The organism is Pseudoalteromonas sp. MEBiC 03607, from assembly GCF_004792295.1.
In the GTDB taxonomy this organism is placed as follows: Bacteria; Pseudomonadota; Gammaproteobacteria; order Enterobacterales; family Alteromonadaceae; genus Pseudoalteromonas; species Pseudoalteromonas lipolytica_C.
In genome coordinates this window covers 1,164,139-1,185,118 of the sequence record NZ_SRRY01000001.1, presented here as the reverse complement: position 1 = coordinate 1,185,118, position 20,980 = coordinate 1,164,139, and the positions used below count along the sequence as shown (strand labels likewise).

General features: G+C 41.1%; 16 protein-coding genes. 7 read left to right on the top strand and 9 right to left on the bottom strand.

All coding sequences use genetic code 11. The features are described 5' to 3' along the window. Window positions 1–112 precede the first annotated feature (112 nt). A complete protein-coding gene (locus E5N72_RS05390; RefSeq protein ID WP_135923559.1) occupies window positions 113–2,128 on the top strand; it encodes a methyl-accepting chemotaxis protein in 2,016 nt (671 codons plus the stop codon). 62 nt (window positions 2,129–2,190) lie between these two features. On the opposite strand, the gene E5N72_RS05385 is transcribed toward E5N72_RS05390, so the two are convergent. Beyond that, on the bottom strand, window positions 2,191–2,973 hold the full coding sequence (locus E5N72_RS05385; RefSeq protein WP_135923558.1) for a YggN family protein: 783 nt from the start codon (window positions 2,971–2,973) through the stop codon (window positions 2,191–2,193). A gap of 105 nt (window positions 2,974–3,078) precedes the next feature. Further along, a complete protein-coding gene (locus E5N72_RS05380) occupies window positions 3,079–5,508 on the bottom strand; it encodes a zinc-dependent metalloprotease (protein WP_135923557.1) in 2,430 nt (809 codons plus the stop codon). 160 nt (window positions 5,509–5,668) lie between these two features. Between E5N72_RS05380 and E5N72_RS05375 the strand changes: the two genes are divergently transcribed. Beyond that, complete coding sequence (locus E5N72_RS05375; RefSeq protein WP_135923556.1) at window positions 5,669–6,637, top strand: class 1 fructose-bisphosphatase; 969 nt, start codon at window positions 5,669–5,671, stop codon at window positions 6,635–6,637. A gap of 121 nt (window positions 6,638–6,758) precedes the next feature. Here E5N72_RS05375 and lpdA read toward each other — a convergent pair whose 3' ends face one another. The 6 genes from lpdA to ampD all read right to left on the bottom strand — a co-directional run bounded on the left by lpdA (window position 6,759) and on the right by ampD (window position 15,607). Continuing rightward, the gene (gene lpdA / locus E5N72_RS05370; protein WP_135923555.1) at window positions 6,759–8,183 is read right to left on the bottom strand and encodes a dihydrolipoyl dehydrogenase; all 1,425 of its coding nucleotides are present in this window, start codon (window positions 8,181–8,183) and stop codon (window positions 6,759–6,761) included. 188 nt (window positions 8,184–8,371) lie between these two features. Next, the gene (aceF, locus tag E5N72_RS05365; protein ID WP_135923554.1) at window positions 8,372–10,258 is read right to left on the bottom strand and encodes a pyruvate dehydrogenase complex dihydrolipoyllysine-residue acetyltransferase; all 1,887 of its coding nucleotides are present in this window, start codon (window positions 10,256–10,258) and stop codon (window positions 8,372–8,374) included. 9 nt (window positions 10,259–10,267) lie between these two features. Continuing rightward, window positions 10,268–12,934, bottom strand: coding sequence for a pyruvate dehydrogenase (acetyl-transferring), homodimeric type (aceE, locus tag E5N72_RS05360; RefSeq protein WP_135923553.1), 2,667 nt, complete (start codon window positions 12,932–12,934; stop codon window positions 10,268–10,270). An 84-nt stretch (window positions 12,935–13,018) separates the two neighbouring features. Then, window positions 13,019–13,768: a pyruvate dehydrogenase complex transcriptional repressor PdhR gene (gene pdhR / locus E5N72_RS05355; RefSeq protein ID WP_036965924.1), complete on the bottom strand. Its 750-nt coding sequence runs from the start codon at window positions 13,766–13,768 to the stop codon at window positions 13,019–13,021. A gap of 423 nt (window positions 13,769–14,191) precedes the next feature. Then, window positions 14,192–15,043 (bottom strand): beta-lactamase regulator AmpE, encoded by an 852-nt coding sequence (gene ampE, locus E5N72_RS05350; protein ID WP_135923552.1) that lies wholly within the window; start codon window positions 15,041–15,043, stop codon window positions 14,192–14,194. A gap of 21 nt (window positions 15,044–15,064) precedes the next feature. Beyond that, the gene (ampD, locus tag E5N72_RS05345; RefSeq protein WP_135923551.1) at window positions 15,065–15,607 is read right to left on the bottom strand and encodes a 1,6-anhydro-N-acetylmuramyl-L-alanine amidase AmpD; all 543 of its coding nucleotides are present in this window, start codon (window positions 15,605–15,607) and stop codon (window positions 15,065–15,067) included. A gap of 189 nt (window positions 15,608–15,796) precedes the next feature. On the opposite strand from ampD, the gene nadC reads away from it, so the two are divergent. From nadC to E5N72_RS05330, 3 genes are all read left to right on the top strand, one after another. Further along, on the top strand, window positions 15,797–16,645 hold the full coding sequence (nadC, locus tag E5N72_RS05340; RefSeq protein ID WP_135923550.1) for a carboxylating nicotinate-nucleotide diphosphorylase: 849 nt from the start codon (window positions 15,797–15,799) through the stop codon (window positions 16,643–16,645). Window positions 16,646–17,140: 495 nt separating this feature from the next. Further along, the gene (locus E5N72_RS05335) at window positions 17,141–17,557 is read left to right on the top strand and encodes a prepilin-type N-terminal cleavage/methylation domain-containing protein (protein WP_135923549.1); all 417 of its coding nucleotides are present in this window, start codon (window positions 17,141–17,143) and stop codon (window positions 17,555–17,557) included. An 18-nt stretch (window positions 17,558–17,575) separates the two neighbouring features. Then, window positions 17,576–18,001 (top strand): prepilin-type N-terminal cleavage/methylation domain-containing protein, encoded by a 426-nt coding sequence (locus E5N72_RS05330; protein ID WP_135923548.1) that lies wholly within the window; start codon window positions 17,576–17,578, stop codon window positions 17,999–18,001. Here E5N72_RS05330 and E5N72_RS05325 read toward each other — a convergent pair. Further along, window positions 17,998–18,606, bottom strand: a complete 609-nt coding sequence (locus E5N72_RS05325; protein ID WP_240704498.1) for a fimbrial assembly protein — start codon at window positions 18,604–18,606, stop codon at window positions 17,998–18,000. The two genes, E5N72_RS05330 and E5N72_RS05325, sit on opposite strands and share 4 nt — an antisense overlap. Before the next feature lie 127 nt (window positions 18,607–18,733). Between E5N72_RS05325 and E5N72_RS05320 the strand changes: the two genes are divergently transcribed. Then, complete coding sequence (locus E5N72_RS05320) at window positions 18,734–19,960, top strand: type II secretion system F family protein (RefSeq protein ID WP_135923547.1); 1,227 nt, start codon at window positions 18,734–18,736, stop codon at window positions 19,958–19,960. Between the two features lie 123 nt (window positions 19,961–20,083). After that, window positions 20,084–20,980, top strand: a complete 897-nt coding sequence (locus tag E5N72_RS05315) for an A24 family peptidase (protein ID WP_135923546.1) — start codon at window positions 20,084–20,086, stop codon at window positions 20,978–20,980.

Sequence of the window (20,980 nt, the reverse complement as noted above, 5' to 3'; positions counted from 1 at the left end):
TAGATTTATACAATTAAAGTAAATTTAAATTAAAGCTACTTAAATTTAAATACTTAACTAATTGGCAACCTTGCCGATAAGTGTTGATTAGTACTATTTTGTGGAATTACATATGAACTTGACCGTTAGACAGCGTATTTGGGGTGGCTTTATTGTCATTACCTTGCTCCTGCTTTTTATTGGTGGTAACTCGTTGGTCAGAATTACCAATATTGATCAATCAACGCAGCGTGTTAATCAGCTGTCGCTACCAGCGCTTGATAAAAGCTACGAGCTGCAGGTCGAATTTATTTTAATGAGTAAAGCTGCACAAGCCAGTTTTTATACATCATCACAAGAAGAACTAACAACAATACGTAATCGCTTTAATGAACAGAAAAAACGTTATGATAGCTCTTATCAAGAGTTACAACGAATTGTCAGCGATGATCCTGAACTAAAAAGCAGCAGCCAACAAGTTGAGCAGACCTACAAGCGATTCAATAAATCTGTCGAAAATTTATTTGCTGATAAGAAAACACAACTTGATTTAAACAAAACACTCGCAAGCCAGCTTGAGAATATAGAAATTAGCGCAGAAGATGCGAACTCAGTAGTTCTTGATATCATTGATATTGACGGTCTTGAAGAAAACCATTCTCGCGCCTACCAAGCCGCCAACAACATGGAAAACAACTTCCAGTCAGTGGTTACAAACAGCACTGATATGCTTACGGTGAAAACGCTAAATACCCTCGATATCATTAAAAATGAGCAAGTATATTACCTAGAAGAGATTGAGCGAAGCCTTGGTCTTATTCGCCCAGCAATTATTGATAACAACGCTGGACTATACAATGATTTAAATAATTACTTTGAATCTTTGGCTAACAATGTGCGTGGTAACAATAGTTTATCAGCCAATAAAAAGCGCTTAATCGATGCCATAGCGCAAACACAAGCAGAGCTTGCTAACGCAGAAAACTCAACCACCGAAGCATTAAAGCAGTTAAGAGACCTTGTAAACGAAGCAACTGTCTTAGCATTTGATCTACAACAAGATGTGAGTGGTAATGTATCGACAGCGACAATTTGGACATGGATTGCGATGGCTATTGCGACCTTAATTGCTATTGTTGTCGCAGTCATTACGGTTAACCGTATCACGAAACCTCTGCTTGAGGTGAATCGTATTCTTGATATCGTTGCCAGCGGCGACATGACGCAACGTTTAGATGATTCAGCAAAAGATGAATTCGGTGAATTGTCTCGTAGTTGTAATACCCTGATTGAAAGTTTACGAACACTTATTCAAGGTATTATTTCTCGTTCTACGCAACTTGCTGCTGCATCAGAAGAGACTTCAGCGATCACTGAGGAATCTAGCCAAGCAATTCGCAATCAGCAAGCACAAGTTGAACAAGCAGCCACTGCAACCACTGAAATGAGCAGCACATCACAAGCAGTAAGCAGCAGTGCACAACAAGCACTTAGCGAAATCAAAAATGCGGATAAAGAAGCTGATCGTGTTAAAGGTATTTCTTCGCAAAACAAAGCAACCATAGAACAACTTGCGCGTGAAGTTGATGATGCATCACACGTTATTAATCAGTTACACAAAGACAGCGCCTCAATTGGCGGTATTTTAGATGTAATTCGTGGCATTGCTGAACAAACTAACCTCCTTGCACTCAACGCGGCTATAGAAGCGGCACGTGCAGGTGAACAAGGTCGTGGTTTTGCGGTTGTAGCAGACGAGGTACGTTCACTAGCAAGTAAAACACAAGAGTCGACCCAAGAAATTCAAGCAATGATTGAATCTCTGCAAGTAGGCGCAGAAGCCGCTGTAGCAGCAATGTCTAAAGGTAAACAACAAGCTGAATCATGCGTTGAGCAATCAGATCTTGCCAACACTGCACTAGACTCAATTACTGCAGCTGTTGCTCAAGCGCACAATGTAAGTGAAGAAATTTCCACTGCGGCTCATGAGCAACAACAAGTATCGCAAGAGATCAGTGAACGATTGGAGTCTATCGTGGCAATTGCAGAGCAAACAGCAGAAGGCGCAAACCAAACTAACATCTCAAGCTCAGAAGTTGCTAAGTTAGCAGAAGAGCTTCGATTATCGGTCGATGCTTTTAAAGTTTAATAAGCATAAACACAAACAAAAAAACCGTGTTCAAAACACGGTTTTTTTATCTTTAAAAAAGGCTATGACTTAATTTGCACTAAGTCAAAATCTGCCATTCCAGGCACTATTTTTTGTAACCTTGATTCAGTTACATCTAAAGAGTTTAAACATTCACAGTACTCAGAAGCTTTCATCTCAAGCTGCTCAGCTTTTTTTTGCAGTGATTTGTCAATTTCTTTTGAGATGATATCCATTCGCTGTCCCATATCGTTGATACGATCTTCGATATTTCCTTCGCGCGATTTAAACGCATCCCCCAGCGACACTAAAATAGCCCCCAATGAACCGTGAACTGCGGAGTGAATTTTTTGGCTAATTTCCTTAGTGAAGAAATCATCGATTTTCGACAGCGACTGCGGAGCAATAAAGAAAAAGTCATCGCCACGCTTAAACTTATCCATCAGCGCACGTTCAACATATTGCAGCTGAGTTTTTAGTACTTCAGGCTCTTTATCTGACATACCTTCAACGACCTGTTCAATCGCACTTAAACCGAGATTTACACCATCAGTCGCAAGGTCTACTAGCTCTGGGACAGTTTGTCTGATACCACGGCTAAACTGTTCAACAACTTTGCTTTCTTCGGGGCTCAAATCAACCCAGTAACCACGAATAAATAATTGCTTATCGTTATTAATTTGTACCCGTGTCTGACCTTTATCAACAATACGAATAACATCGTCAGTAATAATTAAGCCATGACTAAGCTCAACATCACATTGTTTTTTTTCAAGGGTAGCGTAGCTGGAAAAACTAGAGAATGTAATGGCCGCTGCCAACAACGAGCGAGAAAAGAACGCCATATACACCTCAATAAGACAAAAAAGGAAGGCCGCTAGATTAGCAAATATCCAGTTTTATGCAAGTAAAACGCCTAGCTATGCTAGGCGCCTTAAAACACAGGAAGGTTAAATTGGCGACCCCGGTGGCATTGGCAACACTTTAAAGTTGGCAGGCCATTCACCACTTTCTAAAAAGTGACTGATTTGCTCGCTTAAATATTGCTTGAATGCACTGTTACCAACTGATGCGCTGCCTAGCATTGATTCTTGCTGATAACTCTTTGCTAGTTTAGCTAAGTAGTAACGAAGTTGGGCTTGTACCTCGGGTGCGACTTCGCTGCTTGCGACTAAATCGGCAAACTGTTTCGCTGTTAAAAGCTGCACACGCTGGCTAATTTTACCTGCCATCCCTGAAGCAATTTTTTGCTCAAAAACTTGCTGATAAGTTTGCGCTAATAGCGCATCTAAACCATAAAATGCATCGCTTCTTGCTTGCTGCTGCGCTAAGCGGTTAATGCGTTGGCTATTAAAAAGTAGGTTCAAACTATGTGCAGCAGCCACCTCAGGCAGTGCCATAGCATCAAGCGTAAGTCCTGTGCGACCAACAATGCTCTCCCGTGACTTAGATTCACCATACGCTTTTGGTGGAATAAGCGCTAATACCGACTCAGGTAAAACAAGGTTCTCGGCTTTTAGTGTAGCAAGCACTGCATCGGCTGCCGCTTGTTGTGTTTGCTTTGCAACAACCTGCGCCCCTTTAGGCTGTGAGCCATCGCGCACTTCGTATTCGTAATTCACACCAGCAATTAGTTTAACCGCAGCTTCTACTTGGTAACGGTGGAATAAATAAAGTGGCACCAGCATTTCTTCTAGTTGCGATAAAGCAGTGCCCGTTTTGATGTTCTCAATGCCAAAGCTCGTCAGCGCTTGTTTACGAACATCAAGTACACGCATTAGCTCATCACTCGGTGAACTACCGTTATCCCATAAATGGCCAGTTGGATGAGCACCACCTTGAGCGCGGGCATCACTGTCTGAGATAAACTCCAGCCCTTTACTTTTGTTTTCAGCTAAAATTGCGGCCAATTGCTGTGCTTCATCTTGATTAGTGAAATCACTATAGCCGTATTTAATCACTTGAGTATCCCAAACGCCCATACCAGCAGCATAGCCTCGGCTTACATCTAACTTACCTTGCTCATTAAAGCTCAGTAACGGATGTGGATAATCCATTACAGAGGCTCTGTCTGCCACTGACGCTGCAAAGTTATGCGAAATACCTAAAGTATGCCCTACTTCATGGGCGCTTAATTGACGAATACGATCAAGTGCCATGGCTTGTAAACGCTTAGCCACTTCATTGCCTTCAAAGTATGGAGCAGCTAATGCTTCTGCAATTAGGATGTCTTGACGAACACGCAGTGACCCGAGTGTCACATGACCTTTGATAATTTCACCTGTTCGCGGGTCAATCACAGAGCTGCCATACGACCAGCCACGTGTTGCACGGTGCACCCATTGGATCACGTTATAGCGCACATCCATAGGGTCTGCATCATCAGGTAATACTTTAACGATAAAAGCATTCTTGTAGCCTGCTGCACTAAATGCATCATTCCACCATTTAGCACCATCAAGTAACGCTGTTTTAACTGGCTCAGGTACGCCCGGATCTAAATAATAAACAATCGGTTCAACGGGTTCGCTGATTGGTAAGCTCGGATCTTTTTTCGCTAAACGATGACGTGGGATGTAACGTACATACATAGACTCACCCAGCGCAGCCGCATAATCTTTATGCTCAATGCTCCAAAAACCTGCTTGAGGATGGAATTTGCGCGGGGTGTAGTTATCGTCCGGTAACTCAATTAATGAGTGATGCATATGCACTGTCAGCGCATAGGGGTCGGCACTCACTTGACGAACATACTTACCCGGGTTATTTCCATGAAAAGTAAGCACGGCTTCTAATTCAGTATTTTTTTCAAATGCTTTTGAACGCGCTAAATAAACTGCACTGCGATTGCTATCTAAGTTAAAACTTCCTTGCCCTGTTGCCGATAAACGGCGGCTCACACCATGAACATCGCTTAATAGGTAAGGTGTATAATCAACTAATACAGCAGTGTCTGATTGAGCAACAACACTAAAACCCGCTAAAATACTTGATGCGAATGCTTCTTTAATACTTTGTTGTTCCGCAAGATTATTAGTGTTAGCGCGGTAATAAGTATTAATGGCTCTTAGCATCACCTTATCACCAAAACGCTCAAACTGTACTAAGTGAGTATCACCTAACTGACCACGATCTAAGCCAATATCGTTTGAGCCAACACCGTAAGGTAGGCTTTGTTGTAATAAAAATTGCTGCTCGAGTTTATCCACCTCAAGGTACAATTTGCCGTTTTCTGTATCGTAATAAAATGAAAAATAGCCCGAAAAATGAGTCATTTTTTCAGTAAAATCATTTATAGACTTAATTGCTGCGTGTGCTTGAGTTATCATAGTAAGTAGCACAGCTAAGAGCAGATATCGTAGTAATGGTATTTTTTGCATAATCTTATCTTTGTTATTCGCGTTTTAAATACTGTATAGGTATTAAGCAGTATAAAGTACCGTTTATAAAAATCAGCTATTTAAGACGAAATTCAGCGCTTGCTAAGACATTCTCTCTCACACTAAAAATGTCTGGCTACAACGTTATCAGGAAAATAGAATGCGTAGACTCCCACCGGTATTGTTAGAAGATGGTTGCCCTCGTGAACTGATCTCATTGATCAGAACGGTACTTGCGGCATGTAAAGAGATTTCATTTCGTGTTGGTCAAGGCGCCCTATCTGGCGTATTAGGCTCAACCCTAGACGAAAACATTCAGGGTGAAACACAGAAAAAACTCGACGTTCTAACTAACCAACTTTTAAAAGATATTTTATTAGAATCGGGCTACGTAAAAGCCATTGCCTCTGAAGAAGAAGACTTCACTGTTGCAGGTAATCCAAATGCCAACTACATTGTTGCATTCGACCCACTTGACGGTTCATCAAATACTGATATCAACTCGCTCGTTGGTACGATTTTCTCAATTATGGCGGCGCCTGAAGACTCTGATCCAGCTGACCCAAGTATCTTTATGCAACCAGGTAAGAACCAAGTTGCGGCAGGTTACGTGTTATATGGCCCATCAACCGTATTGGCTCTTACTACAGGTAAAGGCACGCGCTTTTTCACTTTAGATAAAACTCACGGCACCTTCTTATTAACGCAAGAGTTTGCAAAAATCCCAGAAGAGACCAGCGAATTTGCTATCAATGCTTCAAATCAACGCCATTGGCAACCTGCGATGCAAAATTATATTAACGATTTGCTAGCCGGTGACACAGGCCCGCGCGGCCGTAACTTCAATATGCGCTGGATTGCTGCAATGGTGGGTGATGTACACCGTGTATTATGCCGTGGTGGTATCTTCACGTACCCAACAGACACGAAAGATCCAAACAAACCAAACAAATTACGTTTATTATACGAAGCAAACCCAATGGCAATGCTAATTGAGCAAGCTGGCGGTATTGCCTCTACAGGTACTGAGCGCATCATGGAGATTCAACCTGATGCCATCCACCAGCGAGTGGCGGTGATCTTAGGCTCTAAAAATGAAGTTGAAACCTGCTTAAGCTACCATAAGTAACCCGAGCTCTTAATAACAAAAACCGTGCTTGTAATAACAAACACGGTTTTTTTGTTGCTCCAATCTAAATACAAAAAACCCAGCCTAAGCTGGGTTTTTTAAAGCTATTCATTAAAAGAACTTACTTCTTTTTAACTGCTTTTTTGTTTGGAAGGTCAGTGATTGAACCTTCGAAGATTTCAGCAGCTAAACCGATTGATTCGTTTAGCGTTGGGTGAGCGTGAATAGTTAACGCTAGGTCTTCACCGTCTGCGCCCATTTCAACTGCTAGGCCGATTTCACCTAACATTTCACCTGCGTTGATACCAACCATAGCACCACCGATAACGCGACCTGAGTCTTTATCGAAGATTAGCTTAGTTTGACCTTCAGTACGTGCTGAAGCGATTGCACGGCCAGAAGCAGCCCAAGGGAATACCGCAGTTTCGATGTTTAAGCCTTGCTCTTTAGCTTCTTTCTCAGTTACACCAACCCATGCGATTTCTGGATCTGTGTATGCGATTGAAGGAATGCACTTAGGATCGAAGAAGTGTTTCTGACCTGAGATAACTTCTGCTGCAACGTGAGCTTCGTGAACCGCTTTGTGCGCAAGCATTGGCTGACCAACGATATCACCGATAGCGAAGATGTGATCAACGTTTGTTTTAAGCTGCTTATCAACATTGATGAAACCACGCTCATCAACGTTAACGCCAGCTTTATCAGCGTCAAGTAATTTACCGTTAGGTGTACGACCTACAGCTACAAGTACTTTGTCGTAACGTACTGCGTCAGCTGGTGCGTTTTTACCTTCGAATGAAACGTATAGACCGTCTTCTTTCGCTTCAACGCCAACTACTTTAGTAGAAAGCATTACGTTGAACTTGTTCTTAACGTATTTTTGGTAGATCTTGATAACGTCTTTATCAGCTGCTGGTACTAATTGATCAGCAAATTCAACAACGTCGATTTCAGAACCTAGCGCACGGTATACAGTACCCATCTCAAGACCGATGATACCACCACCTAAAACAAGAAGCTTCTCAGGAACGTCTTTAAGCTCTAGTGCACCTGTTGAGTCAATTACGCGGTCATCTTCAGGGATGAAAGGTAAATTAACAGGTTGAGAACCTGCAGCGATAATAGCATTATCAAATGTGATCGTTGTTGTACCGTCTTCACCTTCAACAGCTAGTGTGTTGCTACCAGTGAATTTACCGTAGCCGTTAACTACTTTCACTTTACGCATTTTAGCCATGCCGTCTAGGCCGCCAGTTAATTGACCGATTACAGACTCTTTCCAAGAACGGATTTTGTCTAGATCGATTTCAGGCTTGCCAAAAGTAACGCCGTGAGATGACATTTCTGCAGCGTCATCGATCACTTTAGCTACGTGTAAAAGTGCTTTTGAAGGAATACAACCCACATTTAGACATACACCGCCTAATGTGTTGCGAGATTCTACCAATGTTACTTCTAAGCCCAAGTCAGCAGCACGGAAAGCCGCAGAATAACCACCAGGACCACCGCCTAGTACAACAACTTGAGTTTTTAATTCGTTGCTCATGCTATTACCTTAAATGTTTGAACGGGACACTGCCCCTAAGTTTAACTGCCATGTTTCTGCAAGGCAGAAAGGGAGAGCAGATATCTATACCAAGATTGTTCTATGGCAAAGATTGTATCATTGCCAATGGTAAAAATCCCAGCAAAAAACACCTTGCTGGGATTTGATTCTTATAAATTATGAGACGATTACATCACCAATTGACGAATATCGCTCATGTAGCTTGCTAGCGTCACAGTAAAGCGTGCTGCTAGTGCACCGTCAATAACCCTATGGTCGTATGACATTGATAATGGAACCATTAATTTAGGTTCAAACTCTTTGCCGTTCCACTTAGGTTTCATTTCTGACTTAGATACACCCAAGATAGCAACTTCTGGCGCATTCACAATTGGCGTGAACGCTGTACCACCGATACCACCAAGGCTTGAGATTGTGAAACAACCGCCTTGCATATCAGATGACGTTAGCTTGCCGTCACGTGCTTTAGCTGAAATTTCCATTAATTCACGAGAAAGTTCAATGATGCCTTTTTTATCAACATCTTTGAATACTGGAACAACCAAGCCGTTTGGTGTATCAACCGCAACACCAATGTTGATGTACTTCTTCAAGATTAAGCTTTCGCCGTCTTCAGACAGTGAAGAGTTAAACGTTGGGAATTCAGCAAGTGCTTTCGCCGCCGCTTTCATCACAAACACAAGTGGTGTGATTTTAACACCCAGCTTTTTCTTCTCAGCAAGCGCGTTTTGCTCTTTACGGAATGCTTCAAGGCTTGTGATATCCGCTTCGTCAAACTGTGTAACATGCGGGATTTGCACCCAGTTACGGTGTAAGTTAGCACCTGATAGCTTCTGAATACGAGAAAGTTTCTTCTCTTCGATTTCACCAAACTTAGCAAAATCAACCTTAGGCCAAGGGATAAGACCTAACTCACCGCCACCCGCATTACCTTTACCTGCAGATAGCTGACCAGATTCAACTTTCTTCACAAGGTCTTTTACGTAGTTTTGTACGTCTTCTTTAACAACACGATTCTTACGACCCGTGCCTTTTACGTTTGCTAGGTTAATACCGAACTCACGCGCTAAACGACGAACAACTGGTGATGCATGTGCATACGCTTTGTTATCTGCAAAACCTTCGTTGCTTGCAGGTGCTGATGCAGGCTTTTCAGCTGCTGGTGCTTTTGCAGCAGGAGCGGCTTCAGCTTTTGCAGGAGCAGGTTCAGCTGCAGCGGGTGCACTACCGGCTACTTCAAATACAAAGACAAGTGAGCCAGTTGATACTTTATCTCCAGCTGCTACTTTGATTTCTTTAACTGTACCAGCAAATGGTGCTGGCACTTCCATTGATGCTTTATCGCCTTCAACGTTTAAGATTGATTGATCTTCTTCAACCTTATCGCCAACAGCAACCATCACTTCGGTTACTTCAACTTCATCACCACCGATATCTGGCACGTTTACTTCTTTAGTGCCAGATGTAGCAGGAGCAGCTTCTGCTGGAGCTGATTCTGCTGCAGGTGCTTCAGAGCCGCTTGATGCTGTTTCAAAAACGAAGATTAAAGAGCCAGTTTTCACTTTATCGCCAGTTGCGATTTTGATCTCTTTAACAGTACCAGCAAATGGCGCAGGTACTTCCATTGATGCTTTATCGCCTTCAACGCTTAATAAAGATTGCTCTTCTTCAACCGTGTCACCTACCGCAACCATGATTTCAGTTACTTCAACTTCATCATCGCCTATATCTGGTACAGTCACTTCCTGTGTAGCAGAAGCTGAAGACGCAGCTGCTGGAGCTGGCGCTTCTTCTTTAGCCTCTGCAGGAGCCGCAGCTTGTTCTTCACCTTCGAAGATCATGATAAGTGAACCCGTCGTTACCGTATCACCTTCAGCTACTTTAATTTCTTTAACCGTACCTGCTTGTGCAGCAGGTACTTCCATTGATGCTTTATCGCCTTCAACCGTTAATAACGACTGATCAACCTCAACCTTATCACCAACGCTAACAAGGATTTCGGTTACTTCAACTTCATCGCCACCGATATCTGGTACTTTAATTTCAATACTCATTGGAACCTCTTATGCGTATAGCGGGTTAACTTTGTTTGTGTCGATGTCGAACTTCTTGATTGCTTCAACAACCACTGACTTCTCAACTTCACCACGTTTAGCAAGCTCAGATAATGTTGCAACTACAACATAGCCCGCATTAACTTCGAAGTGACGACGTAAGTTTTCACGGCTATCAGAACGACCGTAACCATCTGTACCCAACACTTTATAGTTGCTGCTTGGAACAAATGAACGAACTTGTTCTGCGTAGTTCTTCATGTAGTCTGTTGCTGCAACAGTTACTGCATCTGTTAATGCATTTGTGATGTAAGCAGTCTTTTGTTCTGCTTCAGGATTAAGCATGTTGAAACGCTCAACATCTTGACCATCACGTGTTAGCTCGTTGAATGACGTTACAGAGAATACATCTGAACCAATGCCATATTCTTCGCTGAGGATTTGTGCCGCTTTACGCACTTCCATCATGATTGTACCTGAACCTAGTAACTGTACTTTTGCTTTCTCGCCAGCCACAGTTTCAAGTTTGTAGATACCTTTACGAATACCCTCTTCAGCGCCTTCAGGCATTGCTGGTTGATGGTAGTTTTCGTTCATTAGCGTTAGGTAGTAGAACACGTTTTCTTGGTCTTCACCGTACATGCGACGGATACCGTCTTGCATGATTACTGCTACTTCGTATGCGAATGTCGGATCATAAGAAATACAGTTAGGTACTGTGTTAGCAAGAATGTGGCTATGACCATCTTCGTGCTGTAAACCTTCGCCGTTAAGTGTAGTACGACCAGCTGTCGCACCTAGTAAGAAACCACGTGCTTGTTGGTCACCAGCCATCCACGCCATATCACCTACACGTTGGAAACCGAACATTGAGTAGTAGATGTAGAATGGGATCATCGGTAAGTCGTTAGTGCTGTAAGATGTTGCAGCAGCAACCCATGATGACATTGCACCTAACTCGTTGATACCTTCTTGTAGTACCTGACCTGATGTCGCTTCTTTGTAGTAAGAAACGATGTCACGGTCTTGCGGCGTATAGTTTTGGCCATGCGGGTTGTAAATACCGATTTGACGGAATAAACCTTCCATACCAAACGTACGCGCTTCATCTGCGATGATAGGAACGATATTTTTACCAATGCCTTTGTCTTTTAGTAACACGTTAAGTGCACGTACAAAGCCCATTGTTGTTGAGATGTCACGTTTTTGCTCTTCAAGTAGCGGCTTGAACGCGTCAACTTCAGGTAATGTTAACTTTTCAGAGAACTTAGCAATACGCTTAGGCGTGTAACCTTGCAGTGCTTCACGACGTGCGTGAAGATACTTGTACTCTTCAGAACCTTCTTCAAGTGTAAGATATGGAAGGTCTTTAATTTCTTCATCAGAAACCAAATCTTGAAGACCTAAACGTGAGCGTAAGTGCTCAACGTGTGTCATGTCCATTTTCTTAACTTGGTGCGCGATGTTTTTACCTTCAGCTGCATCACCCATGCCGTAACCTTTTACAGTTTTAGCTAGGATTACTGTTGGACGATCTTTGGTTTCTTCCGCTTTTTTGAATGCAGCGTAAAGTTTTGATGGCTCATGACCTCCACGCTTAAGTGCGAAAATTTCTTCATCAGTCATATCAGCAACAAGTGCTGCTGTTTCTGGGTAACGACCAAAGAAGTGCTCACGAACGTATGCACCATCTTTCGCTTTATATGTTTGGTAATCACCGTCAATGGTTTCGTTCATTAACTGCAGTAATTTACCTGTTGTATCTTTAGCTAGTAGGATATCCCAACCGCTACCCCATACAACTTTAATCACGTTCCAGCCAGCGCCTTTGAATAGACCTTCAAGCTCTTGAATGATCTTGCCGTTACCCATTACCGGGCCATCTAAACGCTGTAAGTTACAGTTGATTAGGTAACATAGGTTATCTAGCTTCTCACGCGCAGCAAATGAGATTGCACCACGTGATTCTGGCTCATCCATCTCACCATCGCCTAAGAAAGCGTATACACGTTGATTTTTAGTGTCTTTTAAGCCACGACCATCTAGGTATTTTAGGAAACGCGCTTGGTAGATTGATGCTATCGGACCAAGACCCATAGATACTGTAGGGAACTGCCAGAATTCAGGCATTAATTTAGGGTGTGGGTATGAAGGAAGACCTTTACCATCAACTTCTTGACGGAAGTTATCAAGCTGCTCAGCTGTTAAACGACCTTCAACAAATGCACGTGCATAGATACCAGGAGAAATATGGCCTTGGTAATACACTAAGTCACCGCCGTCTACATCGTTTGGTGCTTTGAAGAAGTGGTTAAAACACACTTCATAGAATGCAGCAGAAGACTGGTAAGACGCCATATGGCCGCCTAAGTCTAGATCTTTTTTCGACGCACGTAATACGATCATGATCGCATTCCAACGGATGATTGAACGAATACGACGTTCAATGTTTACGTCACCTGGGTAAGCAGGCTCTTGATCTACCGGAATGGTATTAACGTAGTTAGTAGTCGTGCCAGTAGGCATATCAACACCGTCTAAACGGGCTTGCTCTAACACTTGCTCAAGTAAATATTGAGCTCGTTCTACACCTTCTTCGCGCACAACAGATTCAAGGGCTTGTAACCACTCTTGTGTTTCTAGCGCGTCTACGTCAATTTTATTGACTTCAGACATATGGAGGTTTCCTTATGTTTAAAATACTAATTATTTTAATAAATCTTAAATTAAGTAGTTAACTAAACTTAGCTAATCACTTGCTTAATGTTGTTTGGTGCGTCTTAAACTACGTTCAATCCGCGAATGCTCTTTGCCAGCCTCAAGTAAGGCTTCTTCGATAAAGGCTAAATGAGCATTACTAGCAAGACGTGCTTGCTCTGGGTTTCCTTCAATAACCGCATCCATCAACAGTCGCCTATGCTCTGCAAGCTGTTGGCTGATCTGTGGTTTTTTTAACAGTACAGTTAAATTCTGTAATACATTTTGCTCTAGTAGAGCCTGCATCCCTCTAACTAGATGTAGTAACACCACGTTATGAGATGCTTCAGCCACACTAAAATGGAATGCATTAATGGCTTTTGCTTTTTGCACAATGTCATCGTTAACAAGCGCGATATTATCAAAGCTTTGTTTTACTTTTTTAAAGTCATTGGTGGTACCACGCATAGCCGCGTAATAAGCCGCGATCCCCTCAAGGGCATGACGAAATTCAAGTAAATCAAATTGTGACTCTGGATGCTTACTGATCAAATCAAAAAGCGGATCAGTGAGCCCCTCTTCAAGTTGATTTTTTACAAAGGTTCCACCGCCTTGGCGACGTGTCACCAAGCCTTTTGCTTCTAGCTTTTGGATTGCCTCACGCAGTGAAGGTCGCGACACTTCAAATTGTTTCGCAAGCTCACGTTCCGGAGGCAGCTTTTCACCTGGCGCTAACGATCCCTCGAGAATCATATTCTCAAGTTGCTGTAAAATAACATCAGATAATTTTGCTGCTTTAATCTTTAAAGACATTTATTAACGTCCGCATTGTTATGCATTAACCCTATAAATATCGGGTACTTAACTTTGTGCCTTGACCAAAAAGGTAAATTGGTCATACCAAATTGAGACATACGTTATCAAAAACCCGTATTTCTGTCAATTTCAGTGCGATTTAAGACTAATAACACCCTAACGCAATTCGCTTAAAGATTAAACAGTATGGATTAAAGTGACTTTTTCTGAAGGAAAAAACAATAAAAATTAAATGGTCAGACCAGATTGGTAAGCACTAGGTATTACATCTAAGCATTTAGTCATCAGATAGTAGATATTTGTCTATTTGAATGACTTGGTAGCAAGTACAGGTAGGATGCACTTCAGTGCTGAAAAATCAGAACTCAATAGAAGTGCACTAACAGAGCAATTTATGAATAAAGTCATTCCTACAATCTACTACGCCAAACCACCAAATAAAGTAAGTGCTGCAATAATCACTAAAAAGAACAATACATTTCTTTTTACAAGTTTCATCATGCAGGTGGCTTCGTAAGTACAGCCAAAATGTTGTTGCTCTATTTGCTCAGCAGCAAGTGCGGTTTGCGTAACGACTTTTCGGTTACTAACTGAAAAGTCGAGCACATACTTCAACCAACAACTGGTGCCTTTATTAAAGTTACCAATCACTAAATAACCAAAGCTTGCAACACGTGCTGGTAACCAATCGAGCCAAAACAGTAAGCTATGAATCAGTTTAAAACGTTTAGCATAGACAACACTGTGATCATCCCTTACCTTGTCTGCAAAGGTTCGAACTAGTGCATAAAGCACCGCGCCTGGTACACCTAAAACCACAAACCAAAAAATCACTGCACAATAAAAACGAAAATTTAGCCATGCTAGCGTTTGCCCAAATGTCTCACCATGAGGCTGATCTTCTGTTTTCTTTTGCCCCATCTGTAATGCAAATAAAGAAGCAGCTTCTTGATCGTTACGTGTTAATGCATTTAAGTATGACTTATATAAAGCACGCTGCTTAGCACAGCCAAAGCAAACCAACAGTACAGCAACATTCACAGCTAACTGCCAAATTATAAAATCTGAGAATTGATAAACTAGTCCAACGGCAACCACTGGTAACATTAACCAAATCAAAAAGCCTATTGGGGAATTGAATAAGCCTTTTTCTGAAAGGTGTTTTTGCGAGTGCTTAAGATAGGAGTTGGCATAAAAACCGATTTGCCAATAATCAGCCCGCGCCCCTAAACGCTCAATCACCAAAGCAACAATTATTGAAATTAAGATCATGCTTTTACCTATATCCTTTAACTAAAACACTAAATCAAAATAGTATTGCCAATCGAAACTTCTACCTGGATCCGTTTTTCGGCCCGGTGCAATGTCACAATGACCAACGATACGCGAACGATTAATATCTGGGTACTTTTCGATTAATGCCGATGTCACCAAGTGTAATGCATTATATTGTGCTTGGGTATACGCTTGCGTGTCGGTGCCTTCAAGCTCAATACCAATACTAAAGTCATTACAGCGTTCTCTGCCTTCAAATGTTGATACGCCTGCATGCCAAGCTCGTTTGGTAAAAGGAACATACTGAATTATCTCTCCTGTACGACGAATAAAGCAATGGGCGGAAACCCGCAACCCCTCTAAATCAGCAAAGCTCTCATGCGCAGAACAGTCAATACATCCCATAAATAAATCATCAACATAAGGTGTTGCAAACTGCCCTGCCGGCAAAGAAATATTATGAATGACCAATAATGAGACTTCATTATCAGGGCGTTCATCATAATGTGCACATGGACGTTGTAACACATTGTTTAATTGACCAAGTTCATTTATATGCATTTTAAAAACTAACAATGACAGTAAAGTTAAATAGTGTAAATGGTTAAAAACTTAGGGTCTAGTTAGATTCATTTTCGCTAAGGAGGATGCGATTAAGCCTACTCTACTTGCGGTCGATCTTTAACTTCTAATAAGGGGTTAAACATAGTAAAATTTCGCCAATTTATTCATAAACAATGAGCTTTCTACATGTCAGTCCCTCACTCTTTAATTAGCCAATTGGTTAAACTTGCCCTTGATGAAGATTTGAATTACCAAAGCGCCGGTGACGGTGATATCACCGCACAGCTGATACCGGAAAACCAGCAAGCGAATGCCAAGGTAATAACTCGTGAAGACTGTGTATTTTGTGGAAAAGAGATTATTTTAGAAGTATTTAACCAAGTCGATCCAACAGTAAAAGTTGATGTACTGGTAAATGATGGCGATAAAGTCGCAGCGAATGCTACTTTGTTTACAGCATCTGGTTCAGCTCGCGCTATTTTAACTGCAGAGCGCACGGCTCTTAACTTTGTACAAACACTTTCTGGCACAGCAACAACAACTGCTCGTTATGTAAAAGAGCTAGAAGGTACAACCACACAGCTACTCGATACACGCAAAACAATTCCTGGCTTACGGGCGTTACAAAAATACGCAGTTAAATGTGGTGGTGGCGCGAATCACCGCATCGGGCTATTTGATGCATTTCTTATTAAAGAAAACCACATCGCTGCATGTGGCGGTATTGATAAAGCAGTAGCACAAGCAAAAAGCAACCACCCTACAAAGCCAGTTGAAGTAGAAGTTGAATCACTTAATGAGCTTGAGCAAGCAATCACTGCGGGTGCTGATATCATTATGCTCGACAACTTCACCGTTGAGCAAATTCAGCAAGCAGTCACAATAACAGATAAGCGCGCAAAACTTGAAGTGTCTGGCAATATGACACTCGAAACTCTTAAAACTTACTCGCAAGCGGGTATAGATTTTATCTCGAGCGGTGCACTTACAAAAAATTTACAATCAATCGATCTATCCATGCGATTTAACGGCTAACTTCCCCTTTATACGTATTTAGTGACTTACCTAATTTATTGACAAGAAAATAAAAAAAGCATTAAATACGTAAAAAGCTTAGGTGAGTAACAAAAAACATACATTTGTTTGATGCAGATCAACCTTTTGTACTAAACTACTCATAACTAACAGTTAAACTACAAACATTTCAATGATTTACAACAGGCGTATAGACTTTACTAATGGGTTCCCCCTATTTTAGAGGCTTGACCTGTCTCAAAGTAAGGCCGGAAAGTTCAGAAAAATTGCTTGTCTTACAGTAAAATAGCTTTCAAATGCATTGAATAATGCTAAAGTAATTTTACATGCTTTGAACATGGGATGTTTGTTGAAAACTTTGTTATCAATCACGCTATATTTGAAGACATTTAAATTAAAACTGTAAGATTTAACCTGTAAATTGAGCCTTGGTTTTACAACGCTGAAGTTATAGCTAAACTTACTAAATCATCATATCCTTTAGGAGAGGAACAAATGACACAACAAAAGCAACAGGGTTTCACCCTAATTGAATTAATGATTGTAATTGCAATCATCGGTATTCTTGCAGCTATCGCACTACCGCAATACCAAACTTACACTAAAAAAGCACGTTTTTCTGAAGTAGTTTTAGCTGCATCTTCGGCTAAAGGTCTTGTTGATGTGTGCTATCAGACTCGTGGGGCTGGTAATTTAGATAACTGTGACACAGCTGCCGAAATTGGCCTGAACTCAACTGGCGCGGCTGCCGGTGATCATGTTGCAGAAGTTAAAGTAGAAGCTAAAGGAAAGGTAACAGCAACAGGCGCAGCTTCTGTTGATGGAAAGACTTATATCCTTACGCCTACAGCAAAAAATGGCACTCTTGTCTGGGCACAATCAGGTGATTGTGTAGCAGCAGGTATCTGCTAATTGTAAGCTTATTTAATTGTGAAAAAACCTAATGGTTTTACACTAATCGAGCTAATGGTAACGGTGGCAATATTAGGTCTTCTGTTATCATTGGCTCTTCCTGCCTATAACAACCATTTCAAACGTTCTAAATTCACTGAAGTTGTGCTTGCCAGTAATGCTTTGCAAAGAGCGGTTGAGCTTTGTTATCACAGGTATGTTGATTTATCTAAATGCGACACCTTCACTAAGCTAGGTCGTAAAAAAACCGATTTTACTTCTCCTAAACATGTATCAAACATTGAAATCACGAATTCGGGGAATTTTATTATTACATCAACAGCGACTGCTGATGCGTCTGAGTCGAATGGTGATACTTATATAATGCAAGGGCAATTAAATGCTGGTCAATTAATATGGAAGTTGTCACAAACTAGCACTTGTATCAGCGGTGGTACTTGCTAAAAAAAGACCATGCCCTCTTTGGTACTTTTTAATTTAACTAGCCCTGATTTAGAAATCACTTCGCAAGGTGATTCATTACATTCGCTCGATAACGGAACTTCCACAAAATATTCATACATTTCAATCGGTGGTACGGCATGTTTTATCATCATTTCATAAAAAGCTCTTTCATTACTTTGCACTGTAGGCTCATTAAAGTGATATAAAGCTTCTTCATGGTTTACTCTTCTATCCTCACTTTTTAACACCGTAAAGTAGGAGTTTTGCCATTTAACAATATAGGCCAAACGTTGACCATCTATCTGAGTAATACCATAAGCAAGCGATACAATCTGTAACATGAGGATACAGCCAAAATTAATTGAGTTTTCACGCTTCGACTTTAGTGGCGATAGCAACCAGAAGTTAAATATTGGGCCCAATATAAGATCAATTGAAAGAATAATTACTGTAATACCCACTAAATCAGTGAGTAAGTATCGCCCATGATTAAACCAGCTAAAAAAAAGCCAAGTGGCAACTATAAACAAGAACAAGCTACCCACTAGAAAATGAATAAAACTCCAAACAAACTTTGTTCTATAAACCTTTAATGTATTTTGCACTTTTGAGACCCGAATCCTCTGAATCTTCATATTTAAGCAAGATAACATCACCTTATCAATTGTTTCAGCCTCAAAAGGCCGCTACTATTAAGCTATTAAACATCAATCAGTAACATATGGATTTACAATGAGTAAAGTTCAAGAAAAGCAATCTTTAGATACTTTTGAATGGGTTGGTGTAAGTGCTCGAGGTAAAAAACTTGAGGGTGAGCTTTCAGGGCAAAGCATTGCTTTAGTCAAAGCGCAGTTACGTAAGCAAGGGATTACGCCTTCAAAAGTTAAGCGTAAAGCAAAACCAATGTTTGGCTCACGTGTACAGAAAATAACCTCTAAGGATATCGCCCTAATTTCTAGACAAATTGCAACTATGCTGATGGCAGGTGTTCCCCTAATTCAGTCTATTGAAATGATAGCCTCTGGTGCAAAGAACAAAAGCGTTGCAAAATTAATGGAGGGTATTGCTGATGAAGTAAAAGCAGGTATTCCCCTTTCTCAAGCTTTACGAAAGCACCCTCGCTATTTTGATGATCTTTATTGCGACTTAGTTGCATCTGGTGAGCAGTCAGGCGCACTTGATAAAATTTATGACCGTGTTGCGCTTTATAAAGAAAAAGCAGAGGCTCTTAAATCAAAGATTAAAAAAGCCATGTTTTATCCTATTGCGGTTTTGGTGGTTGCTATAATCGTAACATCTATTTTGCTGATATTTGTAGTGCCGCAATTCCAAGATATTTTTAACGGCTTTGGCGCAGAGCTACCTGCTTTTACTCTTATGGTAATTGGTATTTCGGAGTTTATGCAGGAATATTGGTGGGTAATGCTAATCATTGTAGTAGCTGCAGGCTATATTTATAAAGAAGCACTTCTTAAGAGCAGAAAACTCAGGGATGCCAATGATAGAGCAATATTAAAACTACCTGTTGTTGGTATGATTTTAAATAAAGCAGCTGTTGCTCGCTACGCTCGTACGCTCTCAACGACTTTTGCGGCAGGTGTACCTTTAGTTGACGCACTCGATTCTGCTGCTGGCGCTTCTGGCAACGCTGTATACCGTTATGCGATTTTAGAGATAAAAGCCGAAGTAAGCTCTGGTAATTTAATGAACTGGGCAATGCGCAACACAAAAATTTTCCCAGATATGGTAGTGCAAATGGTGGCTATTGGTGAAGAGTCAGGTTCGCTAGATGGTATGCTTGCAAAGGTAGCAACTATTTATGAGCAAGAAGTTGATGATGCCGTTGATGGCTTATCAAGCCTACTTGAGCCTTTAATTATGGTTGTATTAGGCGTCCTTGTTGGTGGGTTAATTGTTGCTATGTACTTGCCTATCTTCCAATTAGGCTCAGTGATTTAAAATATAACTGTAAGAAAAATACTAAACCTTGATTGATAGTTTGCAATATAAAATAAATAATAAAAACGGTTCAACACAGCGAAATAAAATCGGCCTGTAAATGGCCAGAAGTTGGGTAATTTAATGGAAAACTTTTTTCTTGATATAACAACTGCAATGCAAAGTCAGCAGTGGTTTTATTTTTTGACTGTGGGCTTAGTTAGCCTGTGTATTGGTAGCTTTTTAAATGTGGTGATTTATCGTTTGCCACTGATGATGAAACGAGAATGGCAAACGGAATGCCGTATTGTATTGGCCGATGAGCTCAATTCAAAACAGCAAACAGAACAAGACCCCTTTAACTTAGTAAAACCTAATTCAACTTGCCCTACATGCAAAGCACCAATAAAAGCTTGGCAGAATATTCCTGTACTAAGTTGGTTATTACTCAAAGGTCGTTGTGCCAGTTGCAAAACACCGATTTCGGTGCGTTATCCTATTGTTGAAATTTTAACAGCTGTTTTAAGTTTAATAGTTGCAGCTGTGTTTGGTCCAACTAAATTAGCTCTACTTTATATATTAATTACTTGGGTTTTGGTCGCTTTAACCTTTATAGATATAGATCATATGTTACTGCCTGATCAGCTCACATTGCCATTGGTTTGGTTAGCATTAATTGCTGCAACTTTGGATATTACCATTGCGCCGAGCGATGCTATTATCGGCGCCGCAGTTGGCTACCTGAGCTTATGGAGTGTCTACTGGTTATTCAAGCTTGCTACTGGTAAAGAAGGCATGGGTTATGGCGACTTTAAACTGTTAGCTGTGTTTGGTGCGCTACTAGGCTGGCAAGATATTTTAACTATCGTGCTATTATCAAGTGTCGTTGGTGCCATCATTGGCATTACACAAATAATCATTCAAGGTAAAGATAAAACCACGCCAATCCCATTTGGGCCCTACTTGGCGATTGCTGGTTGGGTCACTTTGCTATGGCGTGAGCAAATTCAAGCCTATTACTTTAACTTTTTAGGTTACTGA